This is a genomic window from Halobacillus sp. GSS1 (assembly GCF_017307035.1).
In the GTDB taxonomy this organism is placed as follows: domain Bacteria; phylum Bacillota; class Bacilli; order Bacillales; family Halobacillaceae; genus Halobacillus; species Halobacillus litoralis.
Window position 1 is genome coordinate 216,356 of the sequence record NZ_JAFLHE010000005.1, and the last position, 24,458, is coordinate 240,813.

Below are 24,458 nucleotides of genomic sequence, written 5' to 3' on the forward strand. Positions count from 1 at the left end.
GGAGATCAGGGGGACGAATTAGTTCGTACTGCGTCCTGTCTCACTTTCTAGCTTGTCAGCAGCGTTTTGAAGCGCTTCTTCAATTGGCGTGCCATCAAGCAGGATGGATGCTTGAGTATCAGACATCGTATCGAACGCACGTGCATAATCAGCCGTGTAATTCGCTACAGGAATATCAGATACTTCATCCGCAAACAGTTGGAAAACAGGCTGATTGTTAAAGAATTCGGATTCCTGACTGAAGTAATCTTCTTCATATGTTGTTTCCAAGGATGGGAAGATTCCTTTCTCTTTAAGAGCCTTCATCTGCGGTTCTACTTCTGTAGTGAAGTACTCAACAAATGCATAAGCTGTGCTTTGGTTATCTGTTGAAGATGGAATCATTAGATCAGATCCACCAAGGTTGGCTGCGCGGTTGCCACCTTCCTCAAACGCCGGCAGGTAGAAGACATCCCAGTTGCCACTTTGGTCAGGAGCCTGGTCCATGATTGTACCGGAATACCATACGCCGAATGGAACAGTGGCCACCTCGCCGTTAACCGTTGCAGAAACGACGCCATCCCAACCGTTGTTGTTCAGGACAAGATCTTCATCATGCAAACGCTGGATTACATCAAAAGCTTTTTGTGATTCTTCAGAAGCGACATCAATGTTCCCTTCCTCGTCGAAGTAAAACGCACCTTGTTGGTTCATCATCATACGGTAAAGCGCATCGTCCGCTGCAACATCGATGGGAACCATTTTAGTTCCTGTTGCTTCTTGAATGGTTTTACCTGCTTCAATGTAGTCATCCCAAGTTTTGATATCATCTGGATTGACGCCTGCTTCTTCAAAAATGTCCGTACGATAGAAGACACCCGCAGGTCCTACGTCCCAAGGAGCGGCAAAGAATTCACCTTCTTCATTTTGTGTGACAGACTTCTTATATTCCCCAAATTTATCTGCGTGCTCATCGTAACCGAGTTCGGAAAGGTTAGCGATCGCATCTGGGAATTGATCCTGATAGTTGGCTAGACGATCGGACTCGACCATCACGACGTCCGGCAGTCCATTTCCACCGGAAGCTAGTCCTACAGTTAACTTTTCATAAACATCCAAACGTCCGATATCTTCCACGTTCACTTCGACATCCGGGTATTGTTCTTTAAACCCGTCAACCGCAAGTTCCATCGATTCAGCAGCTACGTTCCAGCCCCAAACGGTAATTTCGCCGGCTGGTTCTCCACCTTCTCCACCCTCACTTGAGGATTCTCCTCCTGTTTCACCGGAACAAGCAGCCAGTCCACCAGCCACAAGGCCTACCAAAAGAAAACTCTTCAACCAATTTTTCATTCTGTCTTCCTCCCCCTTTTATTGATAGCGTTTTCAAAACTTAATAAAATAAATTAACTAACTAGTTATAAGGTAGCACATAACTATATAAATGAAAAGAGTTTTTTCAAAATTAACTCTTTTAAAGAGAGGGCTGTTCTATAATAGATGCAGCGGAGACAGCATTTACGTGAGTAACTTAGTAAAATAAATTTAATAAGTTACTTTTTGTGGTAAAATGGAAATAGTACAGCATAGTTGGAGGAATCGTATGAGCACGCACTATACTAGAGGCAGTTTTCAGTTGATGAAATCGATGAACCGCTCAATTATTTTAAATATGATTCGCGAGCATGGTCCGATCTCACGGGCGGATATCGCGAAGCAGTCGAGATTGACTCCGCCCACAGTGAGCAATATCGTCAAAGAACTTATCCAAACACAATTTGTAATTGAAACGACCCAGGGCCAGTCCAAAGGTGGACGGAAACCGACATTACTTGAAATCAACGCAGATCATTTTTACATCATCGGTGTCGATGTAGGCACCTTTCATATGAACTTTGTCGTGACGAACTTATACGGAGAACTGAAGGATGTTGCGAAAAAAGACATTCCTCCTTATCCGTCAAAAGAAGATATTCTAGATACGATGAAGAGCGGTATACGCGAATTTTTCACATCCGGTAAGTGTGACCCTAAGAAGTTCCTCGGGATCGGCATCGGGATGCACGGAATTGTGGATCCGGTTGAAGGAGTCTCTCGTTTCGCTCCATCCTTCCAGCTTTACGATATCCCCATTAAAGCAGAGCTTGAACATGAGTTTGATATGATTGTCAAAGTGGAAAACGATGCGAAAACAATGACGCTTGGGGAATACTGGTTCGGCAGTGGGAACGATGCGGATAACATGGTCGGTGTCAATGTCGGGAACGGGATCGGCGCTGGGATGATGATCAAAGGACAGCTTTTTCATGGGGAAAACAATATCGCCGGAGAGATCGGTCACATCACGATCGATCTTTCCGGACCGAAATGTACCTGCGGCAATTACGGCTGTCTGCAGACGCTTGCTGCCGGGCCGGCCATTGCGGAGAGAGCCCGCAAAGAATTGAAAACAGGGAAACCATCGATGATTCGTGACCTTGTGGATCACGATTTTGAGAAGGTGGATGGAAAGCTTGTCTATGAAGCGGCCTGTGAGGGTGACGAGTTCAGCATTGGACTGCTGAATCAGACAGGAAGGTTCCTCGGCATCGGCTTGACCAACTTGATTCATACATTGAACCCGAAGCGGATCATTATCGGTGGAGGGGTTTCAAAGGCCGGGGACTTTCTGATGGATGGAATCAAAGAAACGATCCACTCCCGGGGACTGACGAGTAGAGCGAAGGAAACGCCAATCGTCTTATCCAAATTGGAAGAGCACGCATCAGCGATCGGGGCGTGTGTATTGATATTAGAAGAGTTTTTCTCGAGGTAAGAAAAAGAGCCTTCCGGCAGTGTGAAGCTGTCGGCAGGCTTTTTTTATGGATTCACTTGCATCTGCAGGACCATTCCTTCCAACACATGAATGTTCCTTGCGTTATACCGAATCCCTTTGTAATCAAAAACGAGAATCTGACTATCTTTCACATCGAGAAGTTCCTGATAATTTTTTTCGGCCACGATCTTTTGATAGCTGATTGTGGCGATGACGTTTTTCCGGGCTAAATACACCTTCATTCCGTTCAATTGCGAGCGGATTTTTTTGTCTGGTGGTTCTTCATCATAAAAATAAACAAAATGCAGTTCATTCTCCATAGAAGATGTAAACTGTTGGATTGACCTCTCTGTCGCATTCTGTGCACATCCAACTAAAAGACCCAAAACGAGCAACAGCCCCAACCACTTTCTCAATTTACATTCCTCCAAAAGAATAGCTTATGCCACTATATGCCGAACCCCTTCCTCGTACCACACCTTCCAGAAAATAACGTACCAGGTCATCCATATTCTGGATGACCTGGTACGTTAAAATTTACCAAAATCTCCCCCTCTTTCTTTATTTATCAGTGTGTTTTTACATATATCTACAAAAATCGTATAATAGGATAGTAGTTTATAGAAAGAGGTGGGTGAATGGAACGCAGGGAACTGAAGAAAAAGAAAAGGCGTAAACGCAGACGTTGGAAAGTCCTCCTATTTGTAGTTGCACTCATATTTTTAATCGGAGGCGTTTATTTATATACCATCTATAATGAAGTTCGTACGACAGTGAACCAAGATTTACACGAGGATGTAACGTCTATCGATACAGACCAAACTAAAGAAAAAGTAGATAACAAGGAACCGTTGAACATTCTCCTTCTCGGTGTGGATGAACGGGAGAACGATGTCGGCCGTTCTGATACGATGATTGTCATGACGCTTGATCCGAACAATGACCAAATGCAGATGGTCAGTATTCCGAGGGATACGTATGCAGAAATCGCCGGAGACGGACGTATGACACGAATCAACCATGCCTACGCCTACGGTGGCAGTGACATGGCTGTGAATACAGTCGAGAACTTCCTTGATATTGAACTGGATTATTACATCAGGGTCAATATGGAAGGATTATCTCAAGTTGTCGATGCTGTGAATGGCATCACAGTAAATAACGACCGCGCGTTTACCTCAGGTAATTTCAATTTTAAAGAAGGCGAAATTAAACTGGACGGTCGTGAAGCACTCGCTTATGTACGCATGCGTAAGAATGACCCGAACGGAGACTTAGGCCGTAACGAACGACAACGTCAGGTCATCCAGGGAATCATTGATAAAGGAGCGCGTCTCGACGCTGTGAACAAAGTGGGTGACGTCATGGATGTACTCGGTGACAATGTAAGCACAAACATGCAGTTTGCGGATATGCGCAGACTCGTCACCAATTACAGCAGTGCCCGTAAAAATTCGACCACGTATCAAATGGAGGGCGACAACTTCCGGGCAAATGGCATGTATTTAATCGACATGTCTGATGAAGAAATTCAAAAAACACATGACATGATTGTTAATTTCGGTTCTGAATAAAACGAAGCCCCCTTCTCTTCTTGAGAAGGGGGCTTTTCATTTCAAAGACCAGCCGCCTACTTAAGCCGCATCCTGGTCTTCCTTTTTAATAGCTGTATATTTTTTTATAGCTCGGATGATTCCAATGAAAACAAAATAAATGCCGCAAAACAGGAAGAAACCAAGGACACTGACCAAGGCATCCGCAAACTCCATGTTTCCACTTCCGGTTATTTTCTGCTGGATTTCAACCGCAAAAACAAACACAAGCACCATCGCAAACGTAAATAAAAATGAAATGGCGGTTATGCTCCATTTCGCTATGGCATGGAAAATTATATCCACGAAAATAAGCCCGATGAGTCCCAGTACACCAATGACCCAAAAGTGGAGGTCCTTATCTGTAAGGTTCCACCCCATCATTTGCGTGAACTTCAAAATTACGTCATGCCAGACATTGACTACATCAGCCAATAATAAAATAACTTCTCTCATGGCTAATCTCTCATTCTCCCATCTCAAAAGCTAAAACACATCACAAGATTAAACTAAAAATACCATAAGGAAGAACACTTGTATATGGTTTCTTACAAATACTGTTAGACCTGGTCACCCATTTCATGGATGACCAGGTATAACAGTTATTTCCATATCATACATACATGTACCGCATCATAACATGAGCCGCAAGCCTGCTCGTCATATCCCTGAAATCTTTGCTTGGATCGACTTCTACGATATCCATCCCTTTGACTAGAGGGTGAGAGGAAGCAATAGATACACTGTTTAGCAGTTCTCTCGCCGTCAATCCTCCTGGTCCTATCGCTGGACAACCAGGTGCATACGCCTGATCCACCGCATCCATATCGACAGACAAATAGATGCAGTCACACTTGGTTTCCAATATCTGTATGACCTGGTCTGTTAGATTATGGATACCTTTCTCCTCAACATCAGCCATGGTGTAGGTATGGATGTTGTGGTGTCGGGCGTAATCGGCGTAGGCTTTGGCGTTGGAGAAGTCACGGATGCCGATTTGGACGAGATCTTCACCACGGAGGACTCCTTCTTCAATTAAACTTCGAAAAGGAGTGCCGTTGGTTCGACCGCCATCATCCACGTTTCGCAGATCATGGTGAGCATCCCATTGGATGACCCCAACTCTCCCGTATTTCTCTTGAAAGGCAGAGATGCTAGGGAAACTCACGCCATGATCCCCACCAAGCATGACATACTTGGGACAGGCTTCAGTGTCGATCATTTCTTTCACACTTGTTTTCAGTCGCTTCCGAGTTTCTTCATTATCCGTTGGATGTACCGGGACGTCCCCAAAGTCCAACACCTGCACATCCTCAAAACTCTTATCTTTCTCCCCTGAATACGTACTGTAAGCCCCCAGCGCCTTTCTAATCGACCCAGGTGCTTCTGATGCGCCTGACAATGATATAGAAGTTTTAGATAAAGGGAGGCCGATGAGCCCTATATCCCCGGCTTTCCCAGGCTCGTAATACGAAACCGTTTCATCAACTTTCGTCGTATGACGGTCTTTGAATCTAGCATCCCTGCCCGGGTTGAGGTACTGAAAAGACACGTGCGCCCCTCCTTTCCCACACCTTTCTTCCGCTCTTCCATACTGCCTTCGCATGGTTCGCCGCATAGTGATACGGGATGTACTTATAATTCGGAACGTCCCACAGGACAACATCCGCTGTTCTCCCAACACTCAAACACCCGGCCACATCCCCTCTTCCGATCGCATGCGCGGCATTTACTGTCACACTATTCCATATCTCTTCCGGGGTCATTTTCATTTTCAGTGCTGCGAGCGACATGATCATCTGCAGGTTGTAGGTGACACAACTTCCTGGGTTGAAATCAGTAGCCAACGCGACGGCCGCTCCACGGTCGATCATTTTTCTAGCCTTTGCATAATGATCTTTTCCTAAGTAAAAGGTCGTTCCAGGAAGCAGCACAGCCACCGTATTTCCCTCAGCAAGGCTGTCGACCCCTTCCTCAGAAGCGGCAACAAGATGATCCGCCGATGCGGCTCCCATAGAAACGGCGAGCTCTGTTCCTCCGAGCGGATCGATTTCATCGGCATGAATCTTCGTTTGGAATCCAAGTTCCTGTGAGGCTTTCATAAAACGACGGGACTGTTCAATCGTAAAGACCCCTGTTTCACAGAAAATATCCGTAAACTCTGCCAATCCTTCCGCACTGATTTCAGGAAGCAGGCGGATCATTTCATCAAGGAACGCTTCCTCCTTTCCCTTATATTCCGGCGGAATCGCATGAGGACCTAAGAAGGTCGAGACTAAATCGAGAATGCTTTCTTCATTCAATCGTTTCACGACACGAAGCTGCTTTAACTCTGCTTCCCGATCAAGTCCATAACCGCTCTTTGCTTCAAGCGTGGTCACACCATGGGCTGCTATCTGTTCCAGCGTCTGCTTTGCTTTTTCATAAAGGTCATCCTCACTCTCTGCCCTAGTCGCTTCCACCGTTGATAAAATCCCTCCTCCCTGCTTCAGAATCTCCAAATAAGGGACACCGGCCTGCTTCAACGCCAGCTCATTTTCCCGTGAACCTCCGAAAACGAGGTGTGTGTGCGGATCGACGAGACCAGGTGTTACAGTTTTTTCCATAGCATCGACTCGCTCGCTGGCCTTCAGTTTCTGCGCTTCTTCATTTGTCCCGATCCAGGCAACCTTGCCCTCATGAAAAGCGATCGTCATGTTTTCCTTCACTTCCAACTGTTTCATCGCATCCCCTTTTAATGGACCTTCCGCAGGCAGGATCAGCTGTCCAATATTTTCAATCAACGTGTCATACATCACTGTCCCCTCCTTTTCATCGGGATATCAATCTCATGTTTATCCGCTTCTTCAACCGCCTTCTCATAACCCGCGTCCGCGTGACGGAGTATGCCCATGCCTGGATCGGTCGTGAGGACACGTTCCAGTCTTTCTTTTGCAAGGTCGGTGCCATCAGCCACAACGACCATCCCCGCATGTAGCGAGTACCCCATACCGACACCGCCACCATGATGGAACGAAATCCATGAACCGCCGGCTGCTGTATTAATGAGTGCGTTCAGCACCGCCCAGTCCCCAACCGCATCACTGCCATCCAGCATTGATTCCGTTTCTCTGTTTGGTGAAGCGACGGATCCACAATCGAGGTGATCCCTGCCGATGACCACCGGGGCGCTCAATTCCCCTTTTTTCACAAGCTCATTGATCGCCATCCCCATCTTCTTACGCTCCCCGTACCCGAGCCAGCAAATCCTTGAAGGAAGTCCTTGAAACTGGACTTTTTCCTGTGCCATGTCGATCCATCTCAACAGCTTTTCGTTTTCAGGAAAAAGTTCTTTGATAAGCTGGTCGGTGCGGTAGATATCTTTGGGATCCCCAGACAAAGCGGCCCATCGGAACGGCCCTTTCCCTTCGCAGAACAACGGCCGGATGTAGGCGGGAACGAAGCCTGGAAAATCGAACGCATCGTCTACACCTTCTTCCAGTGCGACCTGACGGATGTTGTTTCCATAGTCAAAAACGATGCTGCCTTTTCTTTGAAACTGAAGCATGATCTCTACATGTCTGGCCATGGATTTCGATGAGAGACGCACATATTCGTTTGGATCCTTTTTCCTCAAAACAGCTGCTTCTTCCAGTGAATATCCGACAGGTACATAGCCATTCAGGGGGTCATGGGCAGATGTTTGATCTGTGACAATATCAATCTCCAGCCCACTTTTCAAAAGCTGTTCATGCATTTCTGCCGCGTTTCCTAATAGAGCGATCGAAAGAGCCTCCCCATTCTCCCTCGCTTCCTTCGCCCACATAACTGCCTCCTCCATAGACGCTGTACTCACATCGCAGTAGCCGGATTCCAGACGCTTGGAAATCCGGTCAGGATCCACTTCGACAGCGATGACGACTCCGCCATTCATCGTGACCGCAAGCGGTTGAGCCCCTCCCATACCGCCAAGGCCTGCTGTCAATGTGATCGTTCCTTTCAACGACTCTCCGAAATGTTTTTCAGCAAGAGATGCGAACGTTTCATACGTTCCTTGTAAAATGCCTTGGGACCCAATGTAAATCCAACTGCCTGCCGTCATTTGGCCATACATCATCAGACCCTTTTGATCGAGCTCATGGAAATGCTGCCAATTCGCCCACTTCGGGACCAGCACGGAATTTGAGAGCAACACTCTCGGCGCGTTTTCATGCGTTTTAAAAACACCCACAGGTTTCCCGGACTGGACAAGCATCGTTTCATCCTTTTCCAGACGCTTCAGCGTTGCAACAATTGCGTCAAAAGCTTCCCAGTTCCTTGCCGCTTTACCGATACCCCCGTAGACAACAAGTTCCTCCGGGATTTCTGCAACCTCTGGGTCAAGGTTGTTGCAAAGCATCCTTAAGACAGCTTCCTGTTCCCACCCTTTACATTCCAACTGAGTTCCTGTTTTGGCTTTCACTTTACGTGTAGTCGACATACGTTTCTCCTCCTTCATGAACGGATCTCCACTTTTTCCAGTCAAAAGCACTTTCCTTCAACCATTGCTCCACGTTTTCGATATCTTTGGAAAACACGCGGTCCTGCGTGACTTTCGGTACGACAGTCCTTGCCGATTTCCAAAGGTCCTGGGCCAGTACCGATGCGCGCTCAATTCCCCTCAGCTCCAGTGCCTGCAGACTGCAGATCAACTCGATCGCTACCACTTTTGTCGCGTTATCGATGACCATGGCCGCGTGCCGGGCTGCCGTTGTACCCATGCTCACATGATCTTCCTGATTCGCAGACGATGGAATCGAGTCGACACTTGCCGGATGGGCGAGCGTTTTATTTTCAGAAACTAACGATGCGGCCACATACTGTACGATCATCAACCCTGACTCCAATCCCGGATTCGCGCTGAGAAACGGTGGAAAGTCGTTTAACTGGGGATTGACGAGACGTTCGATTCGGCGCTCAGAAATATTGGCCAGTTCACTCATTGCTATTTTTAAAAAGTCCATCGCAAAAGCAATCGGCTGGCCATGGAAATTGCCGCCGGATACGACCACTTTACCACCCTCCAAAAGCAGTGGATTGTCTGTCGCAGCATTCATCTCAATCGTCAATTTCTCCCGTACGTAATGCAGCGTCTGCCACGTGGCGCCGTGCACTTGGGGAATGCACCGTAAAGAATAAGCGTCCTGCACCCTTTTCTCTCCTTGAAAAGTGACAAGATGACTGCCGTTGATCAAATGGCGCATCCGCTCGGCGACAGCCATTTGTTCCGGGTAACCGCGCGCTTCATGAATGCTCGGATGAAAGGCGTCCCGAATGCCTTCGAGCGCTTGCAGTGAAAGACTTGCTACCCAGTCACACTGTAAGGCCAGCCGCTCCGCTTCGAGGTAACTGATGACTCCGACTGCTGTCATCGCCTGGGTTCCGTTAATGAGCGCAAGCCCTTCTTTCGCTTTCAACAATAGCGGCTTCAACGAAAGCCTCTGCAATATATCCTTCGTCGCATGCCGCTCTCCCTCATAAAAAACTTCTCCTTCCCCCATGAGTACGAGCGCCAAATGGGCGAGTGGAGCCAAGTCGCCGGAAGCCCCGAGCGAGCCTTGTGAGGGAATGACCGGGTGGACGTTAAGATTAACGAGATCGCACAGTCTCTGTACAAGCACTTCCCGGACGCCCGAATAACCTTTCATAAGAGCGTTCAACCGGAGCACCATCATAGCGCGGCTCACTTTTTCAGAAAAAGGTGCTCCCACCCCACACGCATGTGAACGGATCAGGTGTTGCTGCAGGCTGTCGACGTCTTCAGCAGCAATTCGGACATCACTCAATTTTCCGAACCCTGTGTTGATGCCGTAAACCGAATGCCCTCTGGTCACGATTTCTTCTACGGTTTCCCTGCTTGCTCTGACGTCAATTAGACTCGTTTTTGACAATCTGATTTTGGCGTCTTCAAAACAGATCTCTTTCATCTGCTCGATGGATAAATCTCTTCCATTTAGTTCGATCATCCACAATCCCCCTTTCACGCGAAAAGATTCTGGTGGATTTTCTACAAAAAGGGGCGACAATGGCATAGGAAATACCATTGTCGCCCCCTCATCGCTCATGACTATAGGCCACCTATTCTTTATATATGATTGATACCGAGTCCAAATGTCTCATGTTCCAAACCTTTTACCGGCGCCCCGATCGTTCCGTAAAAAGCGACGGCGATCCACTCGCCTTCTTCTGATCGGTCATAAGCCTTTCCACGCACGACGGCAAAACGCAGTCCAACGGTCCGCATCATATTCCCGACACCGATCTGCCCCCGCGTCACGCCTTGCAAGGATTCTAAGATCGCATGATAAAGGGCATGCGTCTCCCTGTAGACGTTTTCTGCAATGATGCCATTCCGTTTAGCCGCTGTTTCGACGGCTGCAATTACTTTTTGAACTTCCATCGAACCCGCTTTCCCCTGGCAGTACTCCACCTGTTCAAACGCGTCTGTAAAAAGCTCCATCTCGCTCTCATCCAGCGAAGCAAGCAGCATCGCAAGCTTTCCTATTTTCACCGTTTGGGTCATACTATCTCCACCCTACTCATCACTAATAACTACTTAAATTGTAACCGCTTTCTTAAATGTCCGCAATACAAAAAAGATGACCTCATCCAAATGGACCAGGTCATACAGTATTTTCCATGTTATTCAATTTCAGATAGAGCCTGTAATAGGCAGAGAAGGCGAGAAAGGCGATGATGGATCCGGTGAAGATCGGGATGATCAGCGGGAAAATGTACAGACTGACGGCCAGGATGAATCCTGAGCTGATGGCGACTGTCAAAAAGAGGACCGGGCTGACAAATGTAAGCATAAACGCTTTTTTCAGCGCCGCTCCTACTTTCAAATCAAAATGAACAAGTGTGCTGAACGTGTTAATGGTGTACACGAACAATAAAATTCCCAAGATGAGAAACAGATTCATGAGCAGCGAGCTCGACGTTGAAAAATAATAAAGATCGGCGGCGAGCACACTCCACAGAATGGTAAGAACGATTCCAGCCTTCATGCTGTTTTTGTAATTCTCTTTGTAATAGCTGAAGTAAGAGCGATCAGCCGTTTCTTTATGATCCTTCCTCACCCAGTCGCGCGCTTTTGCAAACATGGCAGTCGTGGCAGGGAAAAAGATGAAAGGCAGCAAGAGGACAAGCGGTGGCAGCAAATACCACAATTCCTGTACACCCCCCACGTTCAATAAGCTCAACAATAATAGTGCGACGGGCAGATTGAACAACGCCCACTGAAGGTTGGTTAGTGCGAATTTACTGATCCACTCGCTGACGGCGTATAATCCGCCCCTGATTCCTGATGACTGTTTCATAATCTTCCCCTTCCTCAATAAAAAACCCCTCAATAGTCTGAGGGGTTTTGTCATTTCCTAGTTACGCCCACCACATCTCCGTTGCCGGTTCTTCAATCAGCACAGATTTCAAGTTTTTCACGGCTTGATTGAATCCTTCGTTGATCGACATGATCGGATCTTCGTGCTCGATACTGACGACATGATCATAGCCGTACGTACGGAGTGCACTGATGATGTTGGACCATTCTTCAATTCCGTGACCGTATCCGACGGAGCGGAAACTCCATGCACGCGTCTGTACGTTTCCGTAATTCTGCATGTCTGTCAGACCGTACATGTTAACGTTATCCTGATCGATGTACGTGTCTTTCGCATGGAAATGGTGGATCGCATTTTCTTTACCCAAAATCTTGATAGCTGCAACAGGATCGATGCCCTGCCACCATAAGTGGCTTGGATCAAGGTTCGCCCCGATGGCGTCGCTCGTCGCTTCACGTAGCTTCAACATTGTGTAAGGCGTGTGGACAAGAAACCCTGCGTGCAGTTCAAGACCGACTTTGACATTATGTTCTTCCGCAAACTTCCCTTGTTCTTTCCAGTAAGGGATCAGTTTTTCGTTCCATTGCCATTCTAACACATCTGAATACTCCGGTGGCCATGGAGTAACCGGCCAGTTCGGAGCCGTATCGTTTTCGTGTCCGCCTGGTGTACCTGAGAAGGTATTCACGACAGGTACATCCATCAAGTTTGCCAGTCTTACCGATTTTACAAACGCTTCATGAGACTCTTCTGCAAAAGCTTTATCCGGTGAGACCGGGTTGCCGTGACAGCTGAATGCACTGATGGTAAGCCCGCGATCATGGACTTTCTTTAAGTACTCGTTTCTTTTTTCTTCACTTTCCAAAAGTTCATCAACGTTACAGTGAGCGTTGCCAGGGTAGCCGCCTGTCCCGATTTCGACCGCTTTCAAGCCTGCTTCTTTGGCATGGTCCAGCATTTCTTCAAAGGATTTATCGGAAAATAATACAGTAAAAACGCCTAATTTCATGAACAATCTCCTCCTGCTAAGATTATAGTTTCACACTCGTGCCTGTTTCACTGCTTTGATAGATCGCTTCCATCAGCTTCGTCACTTTCAACGCCTGTTCCGGCTTCACGACTAATTCGTCATTTCCTAAACAGCTGTCGATGAAGTTCTCTGCCTGAGCGAGACCAGGGGTCGGCTCGCCTTCACGGATTTTCGCTGTACTATCGAGCAGCGCTCCGTATTTGGCTTGATAAAGCTCAAAAGGATAGACGCTTAGACCACCGTCGACTCCAGAAATCGAAAGCGATGTGTGGTCTTCCTTGATATTCGCTGCCCAGGAGCATTCAAACTGCAAGGACTCTCCGTTTTCAAACGTAATGTAACTTGTCACATGGTCGTCGACGTTGAACGTTTCATGATCGAACGCTCCCCAGTCGTTTACCTGTCCTGGCGTTTTGCTCAATCGATCGTAGGTTCGTCCCATCACCTCTACAGGTTTTGGATCATCCAGAAGCCAAAGCGCAAGATCAAGCAAGTGACATCCGAAATCAATCAAACTGCCGCCGCCCTGCAGATCTTTATTCGTGAATACGCCCCAGCCTGGGACTTTTCGGCGTCGCATCGCTTGGACCCTTGTTACGAGAGGATCGCCAATTTCATGATTAAGGATTGCTTTTTTAGCCAGCTGCGCTTCCGGTGTGTAGCGGTAATGATAAGCGATGGATAAAAGACGCTCATTTTTTTCTGCCGCTTCCATCATCGCTTCGCATTCTTCTGTCGTAATCGCCATCGGTTTTTCACATAACACATGCACGCCGGCTTCAAGGGCGGCAACGGAAATTTCCGCATGAAACTTATTCGGTGTACAAATTGTGACCGCATCGACTTTTGCAAACATGTCTTTGTAATCTTTAAAAACATAGGGAATCTGATGGGCTTCGGCTACTTCTTCCGCTCGTTCTTCATTCACATCCTGAACAGCCGTGAGCTCCACTTTGTCTTTTAAATCAAGGAAAGAGGGAATATGCCGTCCCTGGGCAATTCCCCCTACTCCGATGATTCCCATTTTCAATCGTGTCATTTCGTGACTTTCTCCAGGCTGCTGATTTGTCTCGTTTCGCCTGAGCGGAGGGCACCGAGGATGACTTCCAATGATTTCATACCTTCTTCTCCAGTGATCAGAGGCTCGGTATCATTCACAATGCTGTCAACGAAGTGGTCGATGACGTGGGAATTGCTTTGTCCGCCTTCTTCGTTGGATTGGATTTTTCCAAGTTGATAATTGACGATATCTCCATTTGTGTATTGAGCAATCAAGGAGTATTCAGGATCGTCTTCTAGACGAAGCGTTCCTTTTTCCCCGTAGATCACGGTAGAGTTGTCTTCGTTCGGATTATAGGCCCAGCTTGCTGCCATTGTGCCAACAACTCCGGATTGAGAACGTAGAATGCAAACCGCATTATCATCGACCGTGATGTCTTTCTTCGCATTGTTCTCGACAAAACCTGCGACATCGACAAATTCTTCCCCAAGGATGTAGCGGAGCAAGTCTGCTTTATGTACTCCTAAATCACCCATGGCACCGATGAACGCCTGATCTTTCTTGAAGAACCAGCTGTCTTCTCCTTCTGCACTCCATCCTTCCGGTCCACCGTGGCCGAAAGCGGTACGGAAGCTGTACACCTTACCAATGGCGCCTGACTCGATCAGTTCTTTCGCCTTCACATGGGACGGTACGAAGCGCTGGTTGTGAGCGATCATCAATTTCTTGCCGTTCTTTTCAGCTGCCTGAATCATTTCCTCTGCTTCTTCTTTTGTAGTCGCCATCGGCTTTTCACAAAGAACATGTGCACCGGCATTCAGCGCAGCAATCGAAACGGGTGCATGCAGATAGTTCGGCAGGCAGACGCTCACCGCGTCCACTTCTTCGTTCTTCAATAGTTCTTCATAGTCTGTGTAAAGAGTCGCGCCTTGTACCTGTGCCACTTCTCTCGCACGTTCTTCAACAATGTCACAAACTGCTTTAACTTCTACATTTTTGTTAGCTTCGTATTCCGGCAAGTGTCGATTTTGAGCAATACTTCCGCATCCAATTATCGCGATTTTCAATTGTGTCATAGTGAAAGCTCCTTTATGATTTAGTTGAAATTTCTTCTAAAGGTTGAGCATTTCCGTAAACAGGTGTCGGCGTTTCTGTGTTGTTCACCCATTTCACACCATTACGGATGACGGTTTGTACTTCTTTGTTGTAGTAGGTCGGATACGTTTCATGTCCCGGGCGGAAGTAAAAGACTTTTCCTCTGCCACGACGGAAAGTGGCGCCGCTGCGGAACACTTCTCCACCTTCAAACCAGCTGACAAAAATCAATTCTTCAGGTGTTGGGATATCAAAGTGTTCGCCGTACATCTCTTCTTTTTCGATTTCAATGAATTCGCCGATGCCTTCCGTGATCGGGTGACTTGGATCGACGACCCAGATGCGTTCTTTCTCATCTGCTTCACGCCATTTCAAGTCACAGGACGTGCCCATCAATTTTTTGAACGGCTTCGAAAAGTGGGCAGAGTGAAGAACGACCAGTCCCATGCCTTCAAGGACGCGCTGCTTGACCTTTTCAGCAATTTCATCCTGTACTTCATCATGAGCTTTGTGTCCCCACCAGACGAGTACGTCCGTTTCTGCTAGGACTTCATCGGTCAAGCCATGCTCTTCCTCGTCCAATGTCGCTGTTTTCACATTTTCATGGTCTTCACCGAGGAAATCCGCGATCGCACTATGAATCCCCTCTGGATAAATATCAGCAACAACCTGGTTCTCTTTTTCATGGCGGTTTTCATTCCATACTAGTACGTTCATGTTCATTCCCCTTTTCTATAAAAATAAGCGCTCTCTTTCTGTGGAAAAAAATTAATCCGTTTGTTTGATTGTGTTCTTTGGGTGACAGGAATCCCTTTCAACGATGACCGTCGGGATGATCACACTTTTTTTGATCATGTCCGGCCGGTTCAATAAATCGATCAAGCTCCTGGCTGATTCATGCCCCAATTGAAACGATTGGGTATCTACAGTTGTGAGTGCAGGGTTTGATAAACGGGCAATCATGGTGTTGTTGAACCCGACGATACTCATATCCTCCGGCAGTTTCAAACCTTTGGAAGTCAACGCTCTCATCACGGTCAATGCATTATAATCATCAGTGATGACAAGGCCCGTGGGCGGGTCCTTTACCTGCAGAAGCTCCTCCACCACTTGATCGGCATCTGCCAGTCCGGATTGGATATTTTTTTGTAGGTTCTTGTCTTCCTCTATTTGACCATTCGCCAAAGCTTGTCGAAATCCTTCTAAACGGTCCCTGGCTACTTCGAAATGATAGTCCCCTCCGATAAAGCCGATCCTCTCATGGCCAAGTTGAATCAAGTAATCCGTCGCTTCTTTACTTGCGAGGATATTGTCATTATCTACGAACATCGTTTCACCTGCCCGATTGACAGGTTTTCCGATCATCACGAAAGGAAAGTTGCATTCCCTTAGGTACGGGACGACACGATCGTCTTCCTTGGAGTACAAGACGATCACACCATCGACCCGCTTCCCCTGTACCATTTTGACGACTTCTTTGAAGATCGCTTCTTCTGTATTGCCTGTCGTCAAATAAATGCTGTAATCCTCTTCATGACATGCATCGCTGATTCCCCTCAACAATTCTGAGAAAAAGGGATTATCGAATGAGTGGACGGTAGAAACTTTCGTAACAATGCCGATCGTCTGCGTCGATTGGCTGACGAGGACGCGGCCATTGTAATTGATGTGATAACCAAGTTCCTCCATCACTTTTCTCACTTTCCGTTTTGTCCGTTCGCTGATCCGCGGACTATCGGAAATGACCCTGGATACCGTAGAAGGAGCGACATTCGCAACTCTCGCCACATCTTTAATCGTGACAGACACGCGCATCGACTCCTTTCTTCTATTTATCTTTTATTCTCTATTCATTCTTCATTTTCTTCTATAAAAACATGTCTTCTTCAAATGTACTGATGCAACCCCTTATTTCACGGCCCCTTCAGATACACCGTTGATGATTTGTTTTTGAGCGAAGAAGTAGCCGATAATGACTGGCAGAATCGCGATGGTCAGACCAGCAAGTGCCAGGTGCCATTGTTTGGTATATTGGCCGAAGAAGTAGAACATCTTCAATGGAATCGTCGCATTGGATTCACTCAACACAAGAGAAGGAAGGAGGTAATCGTTCCAAATCCAAATGACGTTCAGAATGGCTACGGTTACAGAAATCGGCTTCAACAATGGGAAAATGATGTACCAGAACGTTTGGAAACGGTTCGCGCCATCAATGATGGCCGCTTCATCCATGGACTTCGAAATCCCTGTCATCGCTCCGTGATAAAGGAAGATCGACAAACTACAGCCGAAACCAAGGTACATGAAGATCAATCCACCAGCGTTCAGCATGTCCGCCTGCCCGAAAATAGAGACGAGTGGAATCATGACCGACTGGAACGGGATCAACATCGCTGCAACGAAAATGAAGAAGATGATGCCGCTGAGTTTACTTTTGTTCCTTGCTAAAGCGTATCCTGCCATGGAAGAGAACAGGATGATAATGGCGATACTCAAGCCTGTAATCAAAACCGAGTTGAACAGCGACTTCAGGAAGGCCAAATCAATAAATGCTTCGACAAAGTTCGAGAATACAGCTTCTTCTGGAAAACCGAGAACGCCGGAAAAGATGTCACGCTTGGTTTTGAACGCATTGACGATCATCAAATAGAAAGGCGCAATCCAGATCAGACCAAGCAGAAGGCCGAGAATTTCAATGGAAATTAAATTCCGTTTTTCTTTATTCTTTTTCATTACATCTCAACCTCCCGTTTCTTGTTGTAATACACTTGCGTCAATGCGATGACAGCAACGATCAAGAAGAAGATAACGGCTTTAGCCTGAGCGTAAGCCATTTGATTATCAGAGAACGCGGTACGTACAATTTCCATCGCTACCATTTGTGTCGAATTGAACGGTCCGCCGTTTGTCAGGGACAAGTTCTGGTCATAGATCTTGAAGGCCATGGAAAGCGTCAAGAACATACTGACCGTGAATGCCGGTGCAACGAGCGGGAACGTAATGTTTTTGAAGCGTTGGAAGCTGCTTGCTCCGTCAATTTTCGCTGCTTCAATCAATTCTTTTGGAATGTTTTCAAGATAAGCAATGTAAATAATCATGATATACCCGGCCATCTGCCATGCGGTCAGGATAACAAGGCCCCAGAAACCGGTGTTCGTCGTAGACAGCCAGCCGTTTAAGCCTTCAATTCCAGTAAGACCAGCGATATCTCCAAACACACTAATGAAGATAAACTGCCAGATGAATCCTAAAATCAGACCACCGATCAAGTTCGGCATAAAGAATACGGTACGCAGAAGGTTGCCTGACTTGATGTTCCGTGTAACTAGAAGAGCCAGTCCAAGCCCCATGATGTTCAAAAGGATGACGGTTACAACAGCGAATTTAACCGTAAACCAGATCGAATCCATGAATTCACTTTCCTGGAAAAGGTTAATGTAATTCTCAAAACCTATGAATGCATTAGCTGTAATCCCGTTCCAATCCGTGAAGGAATAGAAGAGACCATATAAGAAAGGAATGACAACGACTATTCCAAGACCCATAATCACCGGCGTCAGGAACAGCCAGAAAGATAAACTTCGATTCTGCATGTATTACTCCTCCAATGCTTTAAGCGGTCTGAACCGCACATTATGATATCGATTTCATACGATTGGATAAAACATCCCATCTATTAACATACTTACCTATTTAAATATCCTAATAGAGGGGATCTTTTATAGTACCAGTAAGGGCTGAAAGCCCTTACTGGTTCCAATTCCACTAATTATTGACGAGCATCTTCCCAAGCTTTCGTTGCTCTTTGTTCGACTTCTTCCCAGCTGATGTCTCCAGCAAGGTATTCTTGTACAGCGACTCCGAATGCGTCCTCAGTCCAGCCAGTCGGCGCTCCAAGGAAGACCCATCCAAGTGTGTTGCCTTCGTTTGCATACTCATAGATTTCCTGAGAAATCGGATCCGCGATTTCCTGATCTTCATATCCTTCGTATGCAGGGATGAACTTAAATTCTTCGGTTACGAATTTCTTACCTTGATCAGACGTGTACATCCAATCCAGGAAATCTTTACTAGCTTGTACAACTTCTTCTTCAGACTCTTTGTTCACAACCCAGTAGTTTGGTACACCAACAGGGATGCTTCCTTCGTAACCTTCTACAGGAATTGGAAGAAGGCCGACGTTGCTTTCAGCAAATTCAGGATCCATGGATTCAACCGTATTATACACCCAGTTTCCTTGCTGGATCATGGCAACTTTTCCAAGAGAGAAGTTTTCCTCTACCTGTTGAGAATAGTCAAGGCTTAGTGTCGGCTGCACAGAGTACTCATTTTGAAGGTCGACGAAACGCTTCATCTGGTCACCCATCTGGAATTCAATCGTGTCCGCTTCATAAGCTTCCATGATGTCATTGTTGAATTCATCTGCGATATACGCATTGGCCAAGTGGTTACCGATGACCCACTTCTCTTTAGCCGGGAACGCAAATGGTGCTTCAATTCCAAGTTCGCCTTTTTGATCTTCCAACGTTTGGACAGCTTCTTCTAAAGCTTCAAATGTCGTAATTTCTTCAGCATTGATTCCTGCTTCTTCAAAAACTTTTTTGTTATAAAGAAGACCATATCCTTCCTGGTTGAAAGGAAGACCTAACACTTGATCATTACGAGATACGCCGGAAAGTGTACCTTCAAGAGCTGCGTTTGCTGCATCTGTATCAGAAAGGTCAGCTAAGTATTTTTCATACTCATCGACGTCTGTCGGTCCACCGACGTTGAAGATATCAGGCTCTTCTCCAGAAGAGAACGATGTTTTCAAGGAAGCCCCGTAGTCGTTACCTCCACCAACGGTTTTTACATTGATGTTTACGTTCGGGTTTTCCTCTTCGTACATGGAAACAAGCTCTTCAAACTGGTCCTTGAACTCTACTTTAAACTGAAAGACATCGACGGTAACGGCATCGCCTGAAGCACTGTCATCTGAACTGCCGCTGTCGTCGGATCCAAATGAACAACCAGAAAGAGCTACCGTGGACGCCAACAATGCTGTGGCAATACCAGAATAAAATTTGTTTCTTTTCATCTCATCCACCCCTATTTTTTTATCAATCTTTGAATCCGCTTACATACCACACCTAAGAAAAGAGTTTTTCAACTTATGAAACCCTAAGCGCATACGTTTGCGCAAATGGTAGTTAAAAAACTCATCAGCTTGTCCACAATGAGTCATAAAAGTGCTATTGATTATGATGTGAATACGTTTGCACAAAATTCATTGATTAATGAAGTTGAGTAAATCATAACATGGGGGTCATACAAATACAACACCATTTTTCAAATAATTCTCCAAATAGACAGCGTTTACATTTATTCGTTTCTATCCGTCTTTCAGGTGGCATGTCATGAATACACGCCCTTCCACATACTTTGTAAGAGTGAGGTGAAAGAAATGATGAAAAAGAACGGTCCGATAAATTGGGACGCCTTCTCAGAAAATGTGGAAAAGGTGCTAGGGGAGGATTTCTGGAACGACATGCATCATGTGATTCCAAAGCGCGGTCCTTCTTACGACTTTTTTGAAACAGAAGATCAGGCTGTCCTTGTGATTGAACTGCCAGGTTTAACAAAGAATGACCCGGTCTATCTGACCCAGGAGGGCACGTCCATTATTGTCAGGGGGGAGATTACTCCCGATTACCCCGTAGCACAAGAAGATTTAATCCATAACGAACGCATGAAGGGAAACTTTAAACGGGTGATTCCTGTCCCCTTCCATTTTACTGCGGAAGATATCGCGACTGCCTACAAAGATGGCTTGTTGATCGTCACTATTTTAAAACGCCAGAAAAACAGGGAAATCCCGATTGAACTCGAAGACCTTTAATAATGCAGGAAGATCTCTTTTTCATCGGAGCTCTTTTTTTGTAAACGAACTTCAATCGCCCCATCCTGGTATTGGGCATACCCATTTCTTCTGCTCGTCTGAGCAGGCAGCGCAATCTCCATCCTTTCCACCCATATTCCGCTTACAAACAGCTTCCCGCTTCCTACACTCAAACGGATCCCTTCTACATCCACATCCAAAGGAACGGGGATGATAACAACAACTTCTTTCATCAGCTCCATCACTTTATAATCCCCATTAGAATGTTTCGGTTTCTGGTGATCTTTTTGCATCAGAGCATCCTGAATCGACTGTTGTACGAAGTCATTCATTTTCCCCATATCCATTAAATCGTCAGGAAGAAAAGAGCTGCTCTTTCCTAAAGGATTGAACCAATTCATAATGTCTTTCATGCTTATCTTTTCCTTTCATACATTAGTCATAGGAGGTGATGATATGAGTCACATTCAATTTAAGAATTTGTCCGTTGACCAAATCAGTGCCACATCGGGGATCTTTTCAGGAACAAACCTCCAGTCCGGATTTAAGGCGGTGCAGCAGAGTTGGGAAGGAAACGGGAAAATCATTGGTGATAAAAACACCCTCCAGCACAGCAAACATTTAGTCATCAAACGGCCTTCTAAAAGAGTGTAGACGGTATGTTCTTTAAAAAACGTCGTCACAAGCAAGCGGATATCGATGATCTTGTAAAAGAGATCCATGCACTAAAACAAGTGATCCAGGGAATGCAGGGGAAGCATGTGGAATACCATATTCATTTTGACCAGGTTGATATCCATGACCCCAACCTTGAACAGCTGACGTTCCAGTTGGATCATTTAGATATCGATGAATTAAGCGGAGCCCTTAATATGGGCAACAACTTCGGTGTGAACGTCAAACCTAAACCATCTTCCCGTCCTGAATTGAGTCGAACGGATAACGGATTGAAGTTCAGCTTCAAATCAAAGGAGGATTCCTAATATGGCCGGTCTGTCTCCTTACTTTTTCATAGGAAACATAAGGATTGGAACGATTGAAAATGCCTCATGTTTGAACATGGGCAACAATATCCCCACAGGATTTGAGAGCCACCAGAAGCATAACCAGGGGTTCGGGAACGTTTTTGGTGATGGGAATACCCTAGAAGGGTTACGTTCTATTTTAAGTGACTCTGCCATCCTTGACCTAATGTCCCAGGAAAATGGCCAGGAAATTCCCGACTGGGTACAAAAACTCATGGAAAAGAAAATGGAGGATCATCCAGTAGAATGATCCGCTCCATTCTCCTTTTTTGATGGACATGTGACTTTTGTAATCGGCATATCCACTTCATCGTTATCATGAATGACATTGACATTATGAGAAATGATATTTCCATCCCCTACAACCGTACCAAGAGCTGCATTCTGCTTTTCCTGCGTTTCCCAATAGGTCTGCGTGTTCGGCCCTACAAATATGCCTGAGTTACTTGTCATGTGATTGACATTGATGGAGTCAAATTTGATATCGATTGGAACTCCCCCTATACCTGGACGTTTGGTTGAGGGTTATTAATCGTCGGGTTAACAATCGGTGTATCAGTGACATCATTATCAATAATGGTATTCACATTGTTGGTCGCGATGAAAAAGCCGACGGGAATTCCTGCAGCATTGTTATTCTTTCCTTGCCAGGACCAATCCGGCTGATTATTCTGCCCTGTGGATATCATTCCATTTTCCGTAATGGAGTTGACAGCAATTTGATTGAAGACGACAGATACGGGCATTCTTATTCACCTCACCTTTTCTTCTGATATCCTATTCTAGAACACTTGGAATGTGTCTTTCTCGGACAAACCTGCATCTGCCCCTTGCATCCCATAACACTCAAAACACAAGTCAATATCAAGATTGCTTCCATCTGTAACCTTGCACACTTCATAGTCACGAAGCTCTTTTTTACAAATCCAGCAGAGGGTGTAAATTTCATTCAATTGCAGCATCATTTCTTTCCAATCCATTCGTATTCCACCTTTATATGTTTAGTTATAGCGTTATCTTAAGCGGTATCCAAGATCTTTCAAAGTCGAAATAATGGGATTGATCCGCCACTTTTGACTTTCATTTTTCTACTTTCTTCAGGTTATTTTTCGATTTCGGAAGGGAATTCGACAATGGAAATCTAATTTTGATAAGTGTAGTAGAAAATGAAAAGGAAAGGAATGGGATCGATATGAATACACCTATACCTATCGCAGTGCAGCTTTATACCCTGCGAAATGAAACAGCAGCAGACTTTGCGGGAACGTTGAAGAAAGTGGCAGACCTTGGCTTTGATGCTGTAGAGTTCGCCGGATTTGGCGACTTAACAGCTCCAGAAGTCAAAAGATTATTGGATGAACTTGGTTTGAAAGCCGCTTCCAGTCATGTCCCTTTGGAACAACTGAAGAACAATCTTCCGCAGGTCATTGAAGATCAAAAAACAATTGGCAGCGAATATGTGGTCTGTCCGTACATCGAGGATCGAAGCGAAGCCGATTATGTGAATTTAATTGAGGATTTGAAAGCAATCGGTGATGAATGCCGAGAACATGGCCTTACGTTGTGTTATCATAATCATGATTTTGAATTAGAGCCGCTGCCTGATGGGAGAAAACCTCTGGATGCGATTCTAGAGGAAACAGATGAGAAACAGGTTCAGGCGGAGTTTGATATCTACTGGCTTCAAAAAGCAGGCGATCAACCCTCTGCATGGATCGACCGCTACCAGGGACGTACACCATTGATTCATTTGAAGGACATGACCCTTGATGAAGAACAATATTTCGCCGAGCTCGGGACTGGTGGAGTTGATTTAGATACCGTATTTGTTCTTGGAGAGAAAGCCGGAGTGAAGTACTGGATTGTCGAGCAGGATGAAAGCCGGCGCACACCTTTAGAAAGTCTGGAGATCAGTATGAATTACTTAAAAGAAAAGTTTCCACAATTGAATAAATAAAGAGAAGTGCGTGATGTTCTCACGCTCCTTCTTTAGCTGATGGCGCTCTTACAAAACATTCAGCCGCAAGCCGCGTTTCCCTCTGGAAAAAGAAAAAAGCCTGGCCTCTAAAAAAAGAGCCAGGCTTTTATTTATTCTGGTGGATTCTCCATTTATTAAACTCCAGATATTCACGGAATTGTTCTTTAGAGATCCCTGAATTCATCGCTTCCTGAACTAAATTCATCCAATCCTTATCCAGCGTTTCATCATGAGGTTCGTTTTCTCCGTGGAGTAAAAAGTTGATCGAAACGTCTAGTTCCTGAGAGATTTTAGTCAAGAACTGAATGGATGGATTGGTCTGGATATTACGCTCAATCGAACTCAAGTAAGATTTTGCGACTCCTGCCCTTTCGGCCAATTCAGATAGCGACATATGTCGGTCTTTACGAATTTTTTGAATGCGCTCACCGATCATGATCTCACCTTCTTTCTTGTTGATATGAGTATAGCACAGATTGAACAACCGTTCTATTTAAAGCACGAAAAATCAGTACGGAGTCCTATGTATGCTTTCGTTTTTCCTATGTGTATACTTCGTATTCCCCATCTTTTATATCGTACAATCATACAAATTATTTAGTGAAAAGTATTACTTTAACGAACGTTTTTTAGCTATTGTTCAAGTATATGGCAGGATTGTGGAAGACTCAGTTTCGAGACTTTCCAGGGTTCGTTACCTGGATTGTG

General features: G+C 45.7%; 29 protein-coding genes. 7 read left to right on the top strand and 22 right to left on the bottom strand.

Annotated features, from left to right (window positions below; all coding sequences use genetic code 11):
* Window positions 1-18: 18 nt before the first annotated feature.
* Window positions 19-1,332: an ABC transporter substrate-binding protein gene (locus J0K78_RS12685; protein WP_206947418.1), complete on the bottom strand. Its 1,314-nt coding sequence runs from the start codon at window positions 1,330-1,332 to the stop codon at window positions 19-21.
* 250 nt (window positions 1,333-1,582) lie between these two features.
* Between J0K78_RS12685 and J0K78_RS12690 the strand changes: the two genes are divergently transcribed.
* Complete coding sequence (locus J0K78_RS12690) at window positions 1,583-2,794, top strand: ROK family transcriptional regulator (protein ID WP_206947419.1); 1,212 nt, start codon at window positions 1,583-1,585, stop codon at window positions 2,792-2,794.
* A 44-nt stretch (window positions 2,795-2,838) separates the two neighbouring features.
* On the opposite strand, the gene J0K78_RS12695 is transcribed toward J0K78_RS12690, so the two are convergent.
* On the bottom strand, window positions 2,839-3,210 hold the full coding sequence (locus J0K78_RS12695) for a hypothetical protein (protein WP_206947420.1): 372 nt from the start codon (window positions 3,208-3,210) through the stop codon (window positions 2,839-2,841).
* A 222-nt stretch (window positions 3,211-3,432) separates the two neighbouring features.
* Between J0K78_RS12695 and J0K78_RS12700 the strand changes: the two genes are divergently transcribed.
* Window positions 3,433-4,368, top strand: coding sequence for an LCP family glycopolymer transferase (locus J0K78_RS12700; protein ID WP_206947421.1), 936 nt, complete (start codon window positions 3,433-3,435; stop codon window positions 4,366-4,368).
* Window positions 4,369-4,428: 60 nt separating this feature from the next.
* Here the strand turns inward: J0K78_RS12700 and J0K78_RS12705 are convergent, their stop codons facing one another.
* From J0K78_RS12705 to J0K78_RS12775, 15 genes are all read right to left on the bottom strand, one after another.
* Complete coding sequence (locus J0K78_RS12705) at window positions 4,429-4,842, bottom strand: hypothetical protein (protein WP_206947422.1); 414 nt, start codon at window positions 4,840-4,842, stop codon at window positions 4,429-4,431.
* Window positions 4,843-4,999: 157 nt separating this feature from the next.
* Entirely contained in the window at window positions 5,000-5,938 is a 939-nt protein-coding gene (gene hutG, locus J0K78_RS12710; protein ID WP_370551123.1) for a formimidoylglutamase, read from the bottom strand.
* Complete coding sequence (gene hutI, locus J0K78_RS12715; protein WP_206947424.1) at window positions 5,901-7,181, bottom strand: imidazolonepropionase; 1,281 nt, start codon at window positions 7,179-7,181, stop codon at window positions 5,901-5,903. The genes hutG and hutI overlap by 38 nt, the downstream gene beginning before the upstream one ends.
* Window positions 7,181-8,845: a urocanate hydratase gene (gene hutU, locus J0K78_RS12720; RefSeq protein ID WP_206947425.1), complete on the bottom strand. Its 1,665-nt coding sequence runs from the start codon at window positions 8,843-8,845 to the stop codon at window positions 7,181-7,183. The genes hutI and hutU overlap by 1 nt, the downstream gene beginning before the upstream one ends.
* Complete coding sequence (gene hutH / locus J0K78_RS12725; protein ID WP_206947426.1) at window positions 8,829-10,370, bottom strand: histidine ammonia-lyase; 1,542 nt, start codon at window positions 10,368-10,370, stop codon at window positions 8,829-8,831. The genes hutU and hutH overlap by 17 nt, the downstream gene beginning before the upstream one ends.
* 119 nt (window positions 10,371-10,489) lie before the next feature.
* A complete protein-coding gene (hutP, locus tag J0K78_RS12730; RefSeq protein WP_206947427.1) occupies window positions 10,490-10,927 on the bottom strand; it encodes a histidine utilization transcription antiterminator HutP in 438 nt (145 codons plus the stop codon).
* A gap of 100 nt (window positions 10,928-11,027) precedes the next feature.
* Window positions 11,028-11,723 (bottom strand): YesL family protein, encoded by a 696-nt coding sequence (locus tag J0K78_RS12735; RefSeq protein WP_206947428.1) that lies wholly within the window; start codon window positions 11,721-11,723, stop codon window positions 11,028-11,030.
* A 61-nt stretch (window positions 11,724-11,784) separates the two neighbouring features.
* The gene (locus J0K78_RS12740) at window positions 11,785-12,753 is read right to left on the bottom strand and encodes a sugar phosphate isomerase/epimerase family protein (RefSeq protein ID WP_160913892.1); all 969 of its coding nucleotides are present in this window, start codon (window positions 12,751-12,753) and stop codon (window positions 11,785-11,787) included.
* A gap of 22 nt (window positions 12,754-12,775) precedes the next feature.
* Window positions 12,776-13,813: a Gfo/Idh/MocA family protein gene (locus J0K78_RS12745; protein ID WP_206947429.1), complete on the bottom strand. Its 1,038-nt coding sequence runs from the start codon at window positions 13,811-13,813 to the stop codon at window positions 12,776-12,778.
* Complete coding sequence (locus J0K78_RS12750; protein ID WP_206947430.1) at window positions 13,810-14,850, bottom strand: Gfo/Idh/MocA family protein; 1,041 nt, start codon at window positions 14,848-14,850, stop codon at window positions 13,810-13,812. Before J0K78_RS12750 ends, J0K78_RS12745 begins: the two co-directional genes overlap by 4 nt.
* Window positions 14,851-14,863: 13 nt before the next feature.
* On the bottom strand, window positions 14,864-15,586 hold the full coding sequence (locus J0K78_RS12755) for a ThuA domain-containing protein (protein WP_160910989.1): 723 nt from the start codon (window positions 15,584-15,586) through the stop codon (window positions 14,864-14,866).
* Between the two features lie 51 nt (window positions 15,587-15,637).
* Window positions 15,638-16,678 (bottom strand): LacI family DNA-binding transcriptional regulator, encoded by a 1,041-nt coding sequence (locus J0K78_RS12760; RefSeq protein ID WP_206947431.1) that lies wholly within the window; start codon window positions 16,676-16,678, stop codon window positions 15,638-15,640.
* Between the two features lie 99 nt (window positions 16,679-16,777).
* Window positions 16,778-17,602 carry a carbohydrate ABC transporter permease gene (locus tag J0K78_RS12765; protein WP_160910985.1) on the bottom strand — a complete coding sequence of 275 codons (825 nt, stop codon included), beginning with the start codon at window positions 17,600-17,602 and terminating at the stop codon, window positions 16,778-16,780.
* Window positions 17,602-18,462, bottom strand: a complete 861-nt coding sequence (locus J0K78_RS12770) for a carbohydrate ABC transporter permease (protein ID WP_089652024.1) — start codon at window positions 18,460-18,462, stop codon at window positions 17,602-17,604. The genes J0K78_RS12765 and J0K78_RS12770 overlap by 1 nt, the downstream gene beginning before the upstream one ends.
* Before the next feature lie 176 nt (window positions 18,463-18,638).
* Window positions 18,639-19,946: an ABC transporter substrate-binding protein gene (locus J0K78_RS12775; protein ID WP_206947432.1), complete on the bottom strand. Its 1,308-nt coding sequence runs from the start codon at window positions 19,944-19,946 to the stop codon at window positions 18,639-18,641.
* Between the two features lie 369 nt (window positions 19,947-20,315).
* Between J0K78_RS12775 and J0K78_RS12780 the strand changes: the two genes are divergently transcribed.
* Window positions 20,316-20,747 carry an Hsp20/alpha crystallin family protein gene (locus J0K78_RS12780; protein ID WP_242517862.1) on the top strand — a complete coding sequence of 144 codons (432 nt, stop codon included), beginning with the start codon at window positions 20,316-20,318 and terminating at the stop codon, window positions 20,745-20,747.
* On the opposite strand, the gene J0K78_RS12785 is transcribed toward J0K78_RS12780, so the two are convergent.
* Window positions 20,744-21,160, bottom strand: coding sequence for a hypothetical protein (locus J0K78_RS12785; RefSeq protein WP_206947434.1), 417 nt, complete (start codon window positions 21,158-21,160; stop codon window positions 20,744-20,746). The two genes, J0K78_RS12780 and J0K78_RS12785, sit on opposite strands and share 4 nt — an antisense overlap.
* A 43-nt stretch (window positions 21,161-21,203) precedes the next feature.
* Here J0K78_RS12785 and J0K78_RS12790 point away from each other — a divergent pair, with 43 nt between their 5' ends.
* The 3 genes from J0K78_RS12790 to J0K78_RS12800 are packed head-to-tail and all read left to right on the top strand — an operon-like array spanning window position 21,204 to window position 22,022.
* Complete coding sequence (locus J0K78_RS12790) at window positions 21,204-21,401, top strand: hypothetical protein (RefSeq protein WP_206947435.1); 198 nt, start codon at window positions 21,204-21,206, stop codon at window positions 21,399-21,401.
* Window positions 21,402-21,406: 5 nt separating this feature from the next.
* Complete coding sequence (locus J0K78_RS12795; RefSeq protein ID WP_206947436.1) at window positions 21,407-21,730, top strand: hypothetical protein; 324 nt, start codon at window positions 21,407-21,409, stop codon at window positions 21,728-21,730.
* 1 nt (window position 21,731) lies between these two features.
* Window positions 21,732-22,022, top strand: a complete 291-nt coding sequence (locus tag J0K78_RS12800) for a hypothetical protein (protein ID WP_206947437.1) — start codon at window positions 21,732-21,734, stop codon at window positions 22,020-22,022.
* Here the strand turns inward: J0K78_RS12800 and J0K78_RS12805 are convergent.
* The 3 genes from J0K78_RS12805 to J0K78_RS12815 are packed head-to-tail and all read right to left on the bottom strand — an operon-like array spanning window position 22,007 to window position 22,752.
* A complete protein-coding gene (locus J0K78_RS12805) occupies window positions 22,007-22,225 on the bottom strand; it encodes a hypothetical protein (RefSeq protein WP_206947438.1) in 219 nt (72 codons plus the stop codon). The genes J0K78_RS12800 and J0K78_RS12805 overlap by 16 nt on opposite strands.
* Window positions 22,226-22,272: 47 nt before the next feature.
* Window positions 22,273-22,518, bottom strand: a complete 246-nt coding sequence (locus J0K78_RS12810; RefSeq protein WP_206947439.1) for a hypothetical protein — start codon at window positions 22,516-22,518, stop codon at window positions 22,273-22,275.
* 36 nt (window positions 22,519-22,554) lie between these two features.
* The gene (locus tag J0K78_RS12815) at window positions 22,555-22,752 is read right to left on the bottom strand and encodes a hypothetical protein (RefSeq protein WP_206947440.1); all 198 of its coding nucleotides are present in this window, start codon (window positions 22,750-22,752) and stop codon (window positions 22,555-22,557) included.
* A 212-nt stretch (window positions 22,753-22,964) separates the two neighbouring features.
* Between J0K78_RS12815 and J0K78_RS12820 the strand changes: the two genes are divergently transcribed.
* Window positions 22,965-23,729: a sugar phosphate isomerase/epimerase family protein gene (locus J0K78_RS12820; protein ID WP_206947441.1), complete on the top strand. Its 765-nt coding sequence runs from the start codon at window positions 22,965-22,967 to the stop codon at window positions 23,727-23,729.
* A gap of 127 nt (window positions 23,730-23,856) precedes the next feature.
* Here J0K78_RS12820 and J0K78_RS12825 read toward each other — a convergent pair whose 3' ends face one another.
* On the bottom strand, window positions 23,857-24,186 hold the full coding sequence (locus J0K78_RS12825) for a helix-turn-helix domain-containing protein (protein ID WP_160910964.1): 330 nt from the start codon (window positions 24,184-24,186) through the stop codon (window positions 23,857-23,859).
* Between the last annotated feature and the right edge of the window lie 272 nt (window positions 24,187-24,458).

What these genes read in the sequence shown, in the direction of transcription:
- J0K78_RS12700 (WP_206947421.1), top strand. Translation starts at nt 3,433, where the DNA reads ATGGAACGCAGGGAACTGAAGAAAAAGAAAAGGCGTAAACGCAGACGT.
- J0K78_RS12815 (WP_206947440.1), bottom strand. Translation starts at nt 22,752, where the DNA reads ATGGATTGGAAAGAAATGATGCTGCAATTGAATGAAATTTACACCCTC.
- J0K78_RS12790 (WP_206947435.1), top strand. Translation starts at nt 21,204, where the DNA reads ATGAGTCACATTCAATTTAAGAATTTGTCCGTTGACCAAATCAGTGCC.
- J0K78_RS12735 (WP_206947428.1), bottom strand. Translation starts at nt 11,723, where the DNA reads ATGAAACAGTCATCAGGAATCAGGGGCGGATTATACGCCGTCAGCGAG.
- J0K78_RS12690 (WP_206947419.1), top strand. Translation starts at nt 1,583, where the DNA reads ATGAGCACGCACTATACTAGAGGCAGTTTTCAGTTGATGAAATCGATG.
- hutH (WP_206947426.1), bottom strand. Translation starts at nt 10,370, where the DNA reads ATGATCGAACTAAATGGAAGAGATTTATCCATCGAGCAGATGAAAGAG.
- hutU (WP_206947425.1), bottom strand. Translation starts at nt 8,845, where the DNA reads ATGTCGACTACACGTAAAGTGAAAGCCAAAACAGGAACTCAGTTGGAA.
- J0K78_RS12705 (WP_206947422.1), bottom strand. Translation starts at nt 4,842, where the DNA reads ATGAGAGAAGTTATTTTATTATTGGCTGATGTAGTCAATGTCTGGCAT.
- J0K78_RS12825 (WP_160910964.1), bottom strand. Translation starts at nt 24,186, where the DNA reads ATGATCGGTGAGCGCATTCAAAAAATTCGTAAAGACCGACATATGTCG.
- J0K78_RS12750 (WP_206947430.1), bottom strand. Translation starts at nt 14,850, where the DNA reads ATGACACAATTGAAAATCGCGATAATTGGATGCGGAAGTATTGCTCAA.
- J0K78_RS12785 (WP_206947434.1), bottom strand. Translation starts at nt 21,160, where the DNA reads ATGAAAGACATTATGAATTGGTTCAATCCTTTAGGAAAGAGCAGCTCT.
- J0K78_RS12685 (WP_206947418.1), bottom strand. Translation starts at nt 1,332, where the DNA reads ATGAAAAATTGGTTGAAGAGTTTTCTTTTGGTAGGCCTTGTGGCTGGT.
- hutI (WP_206947424.1), bottom strand. Translation starts at nt 7,181, where the DNA reads ATGTATGACACGTTGATTGAAAATATTGGACAGCTGATCCTGCCTGCG.
- J0K78_RS12795 (WP_206947436.1), top strand. Translation starts at nt 21,407, where the DNA reads ATGTTCTTTAAAAAACGTCGTCACAAGCAAGCGGATATCGATGATCTT.
- J0K78_RS12765 (WP_160910985.1), bottom strand. Translation starts at nt 17,602, where the DNA reads ATGAAAAAGAATAAAGAAAAACGGAATTTAATTTCCATTGAAATTCTC.
- J0K78_RS12775 (WP_206947432.1), bottom strand. Translation starts at nt 19,946, where the DNA reads ATGAAAAGAAACAAATTTTATTCTGGTATTGCCACAGCATTGTTGGCG.
- J0K78_RS12780 (WP_242517862.1), top strand. Translation starts at nt 20,316, where the DNA reads ATGAAAAAGAACGGTCCGATAAATTGGGACGCCTTCTCAGAAAATGTG.
- J0K78_RS12755 (WP_160910989.1), bottom strand. Translation starts at nt 15,586, where the DNA reads ATGAACGTACTAGTATGGAATGAAAACCGCCATGAAAAAGAGAACCAG.
- J0K78_RS12770 (WP_089652024.1), bottom strand. Translation starts at nt 18,462, where the DNA reads ATGCAGAATCGAAGTTTATCTTTCTGGCTGTTCCTGACGCCGGTGATT.
- J0K78_RS12805 (WP_206947438.1), bottom strand. Translation starts at nt 22,225, where the DNA reads ATGACAAGTAACTCAGGCATATTTGTAGGGCCGAACACGCAGACCTAT.
- J0K78_RS12745 (WP_206947429.1), bottom strand. Translation starts at nt 13,813, where the DNA reads ATGACACGATTGAAAATGGGAATCATCGGAGTAGGGGGAATTGCCCAG.
- hutP (WP_206947427.1), bottom strand. Translation starts at nt 10,927, where the DNA reads ATGACCCAAACGGTGAAAATAGGAAAGCTTGCGATGCTGCTTGCTTCG.
- J0K78_RS12800 (WP_206947437.1), top strand. Translation starts at nt 21,732, where the DNA reads ATGGCCGGTCTGTCTCCTTACTTTTTCATAGGAAACATAAGGATTGGA.
- J0K78_RS12820 (WP_206947441.1), top strand. Translation starts at nt 22,965, where the DNA reads ATGAATACACCTATACCTATCGCAGTGCAGCTTTATACCCTGCGAAAT.
- J0K78_RS12740 (WP_160913892.1), bottom strand. Translation starts at nt 12,753, where the DNA reads ATGAAATTAGGCGTTTTTACTGTATTATTTTCCGATAAATCCTTTGAA.
- J0K78_RS12810 (WP_206947439.1), bottom strand. Translation starts at nt 22,518, where the DNA reads ATGCCCGTATCTGTCGTCTTCAATCAAATTGCTGTCAACTCCATTACG.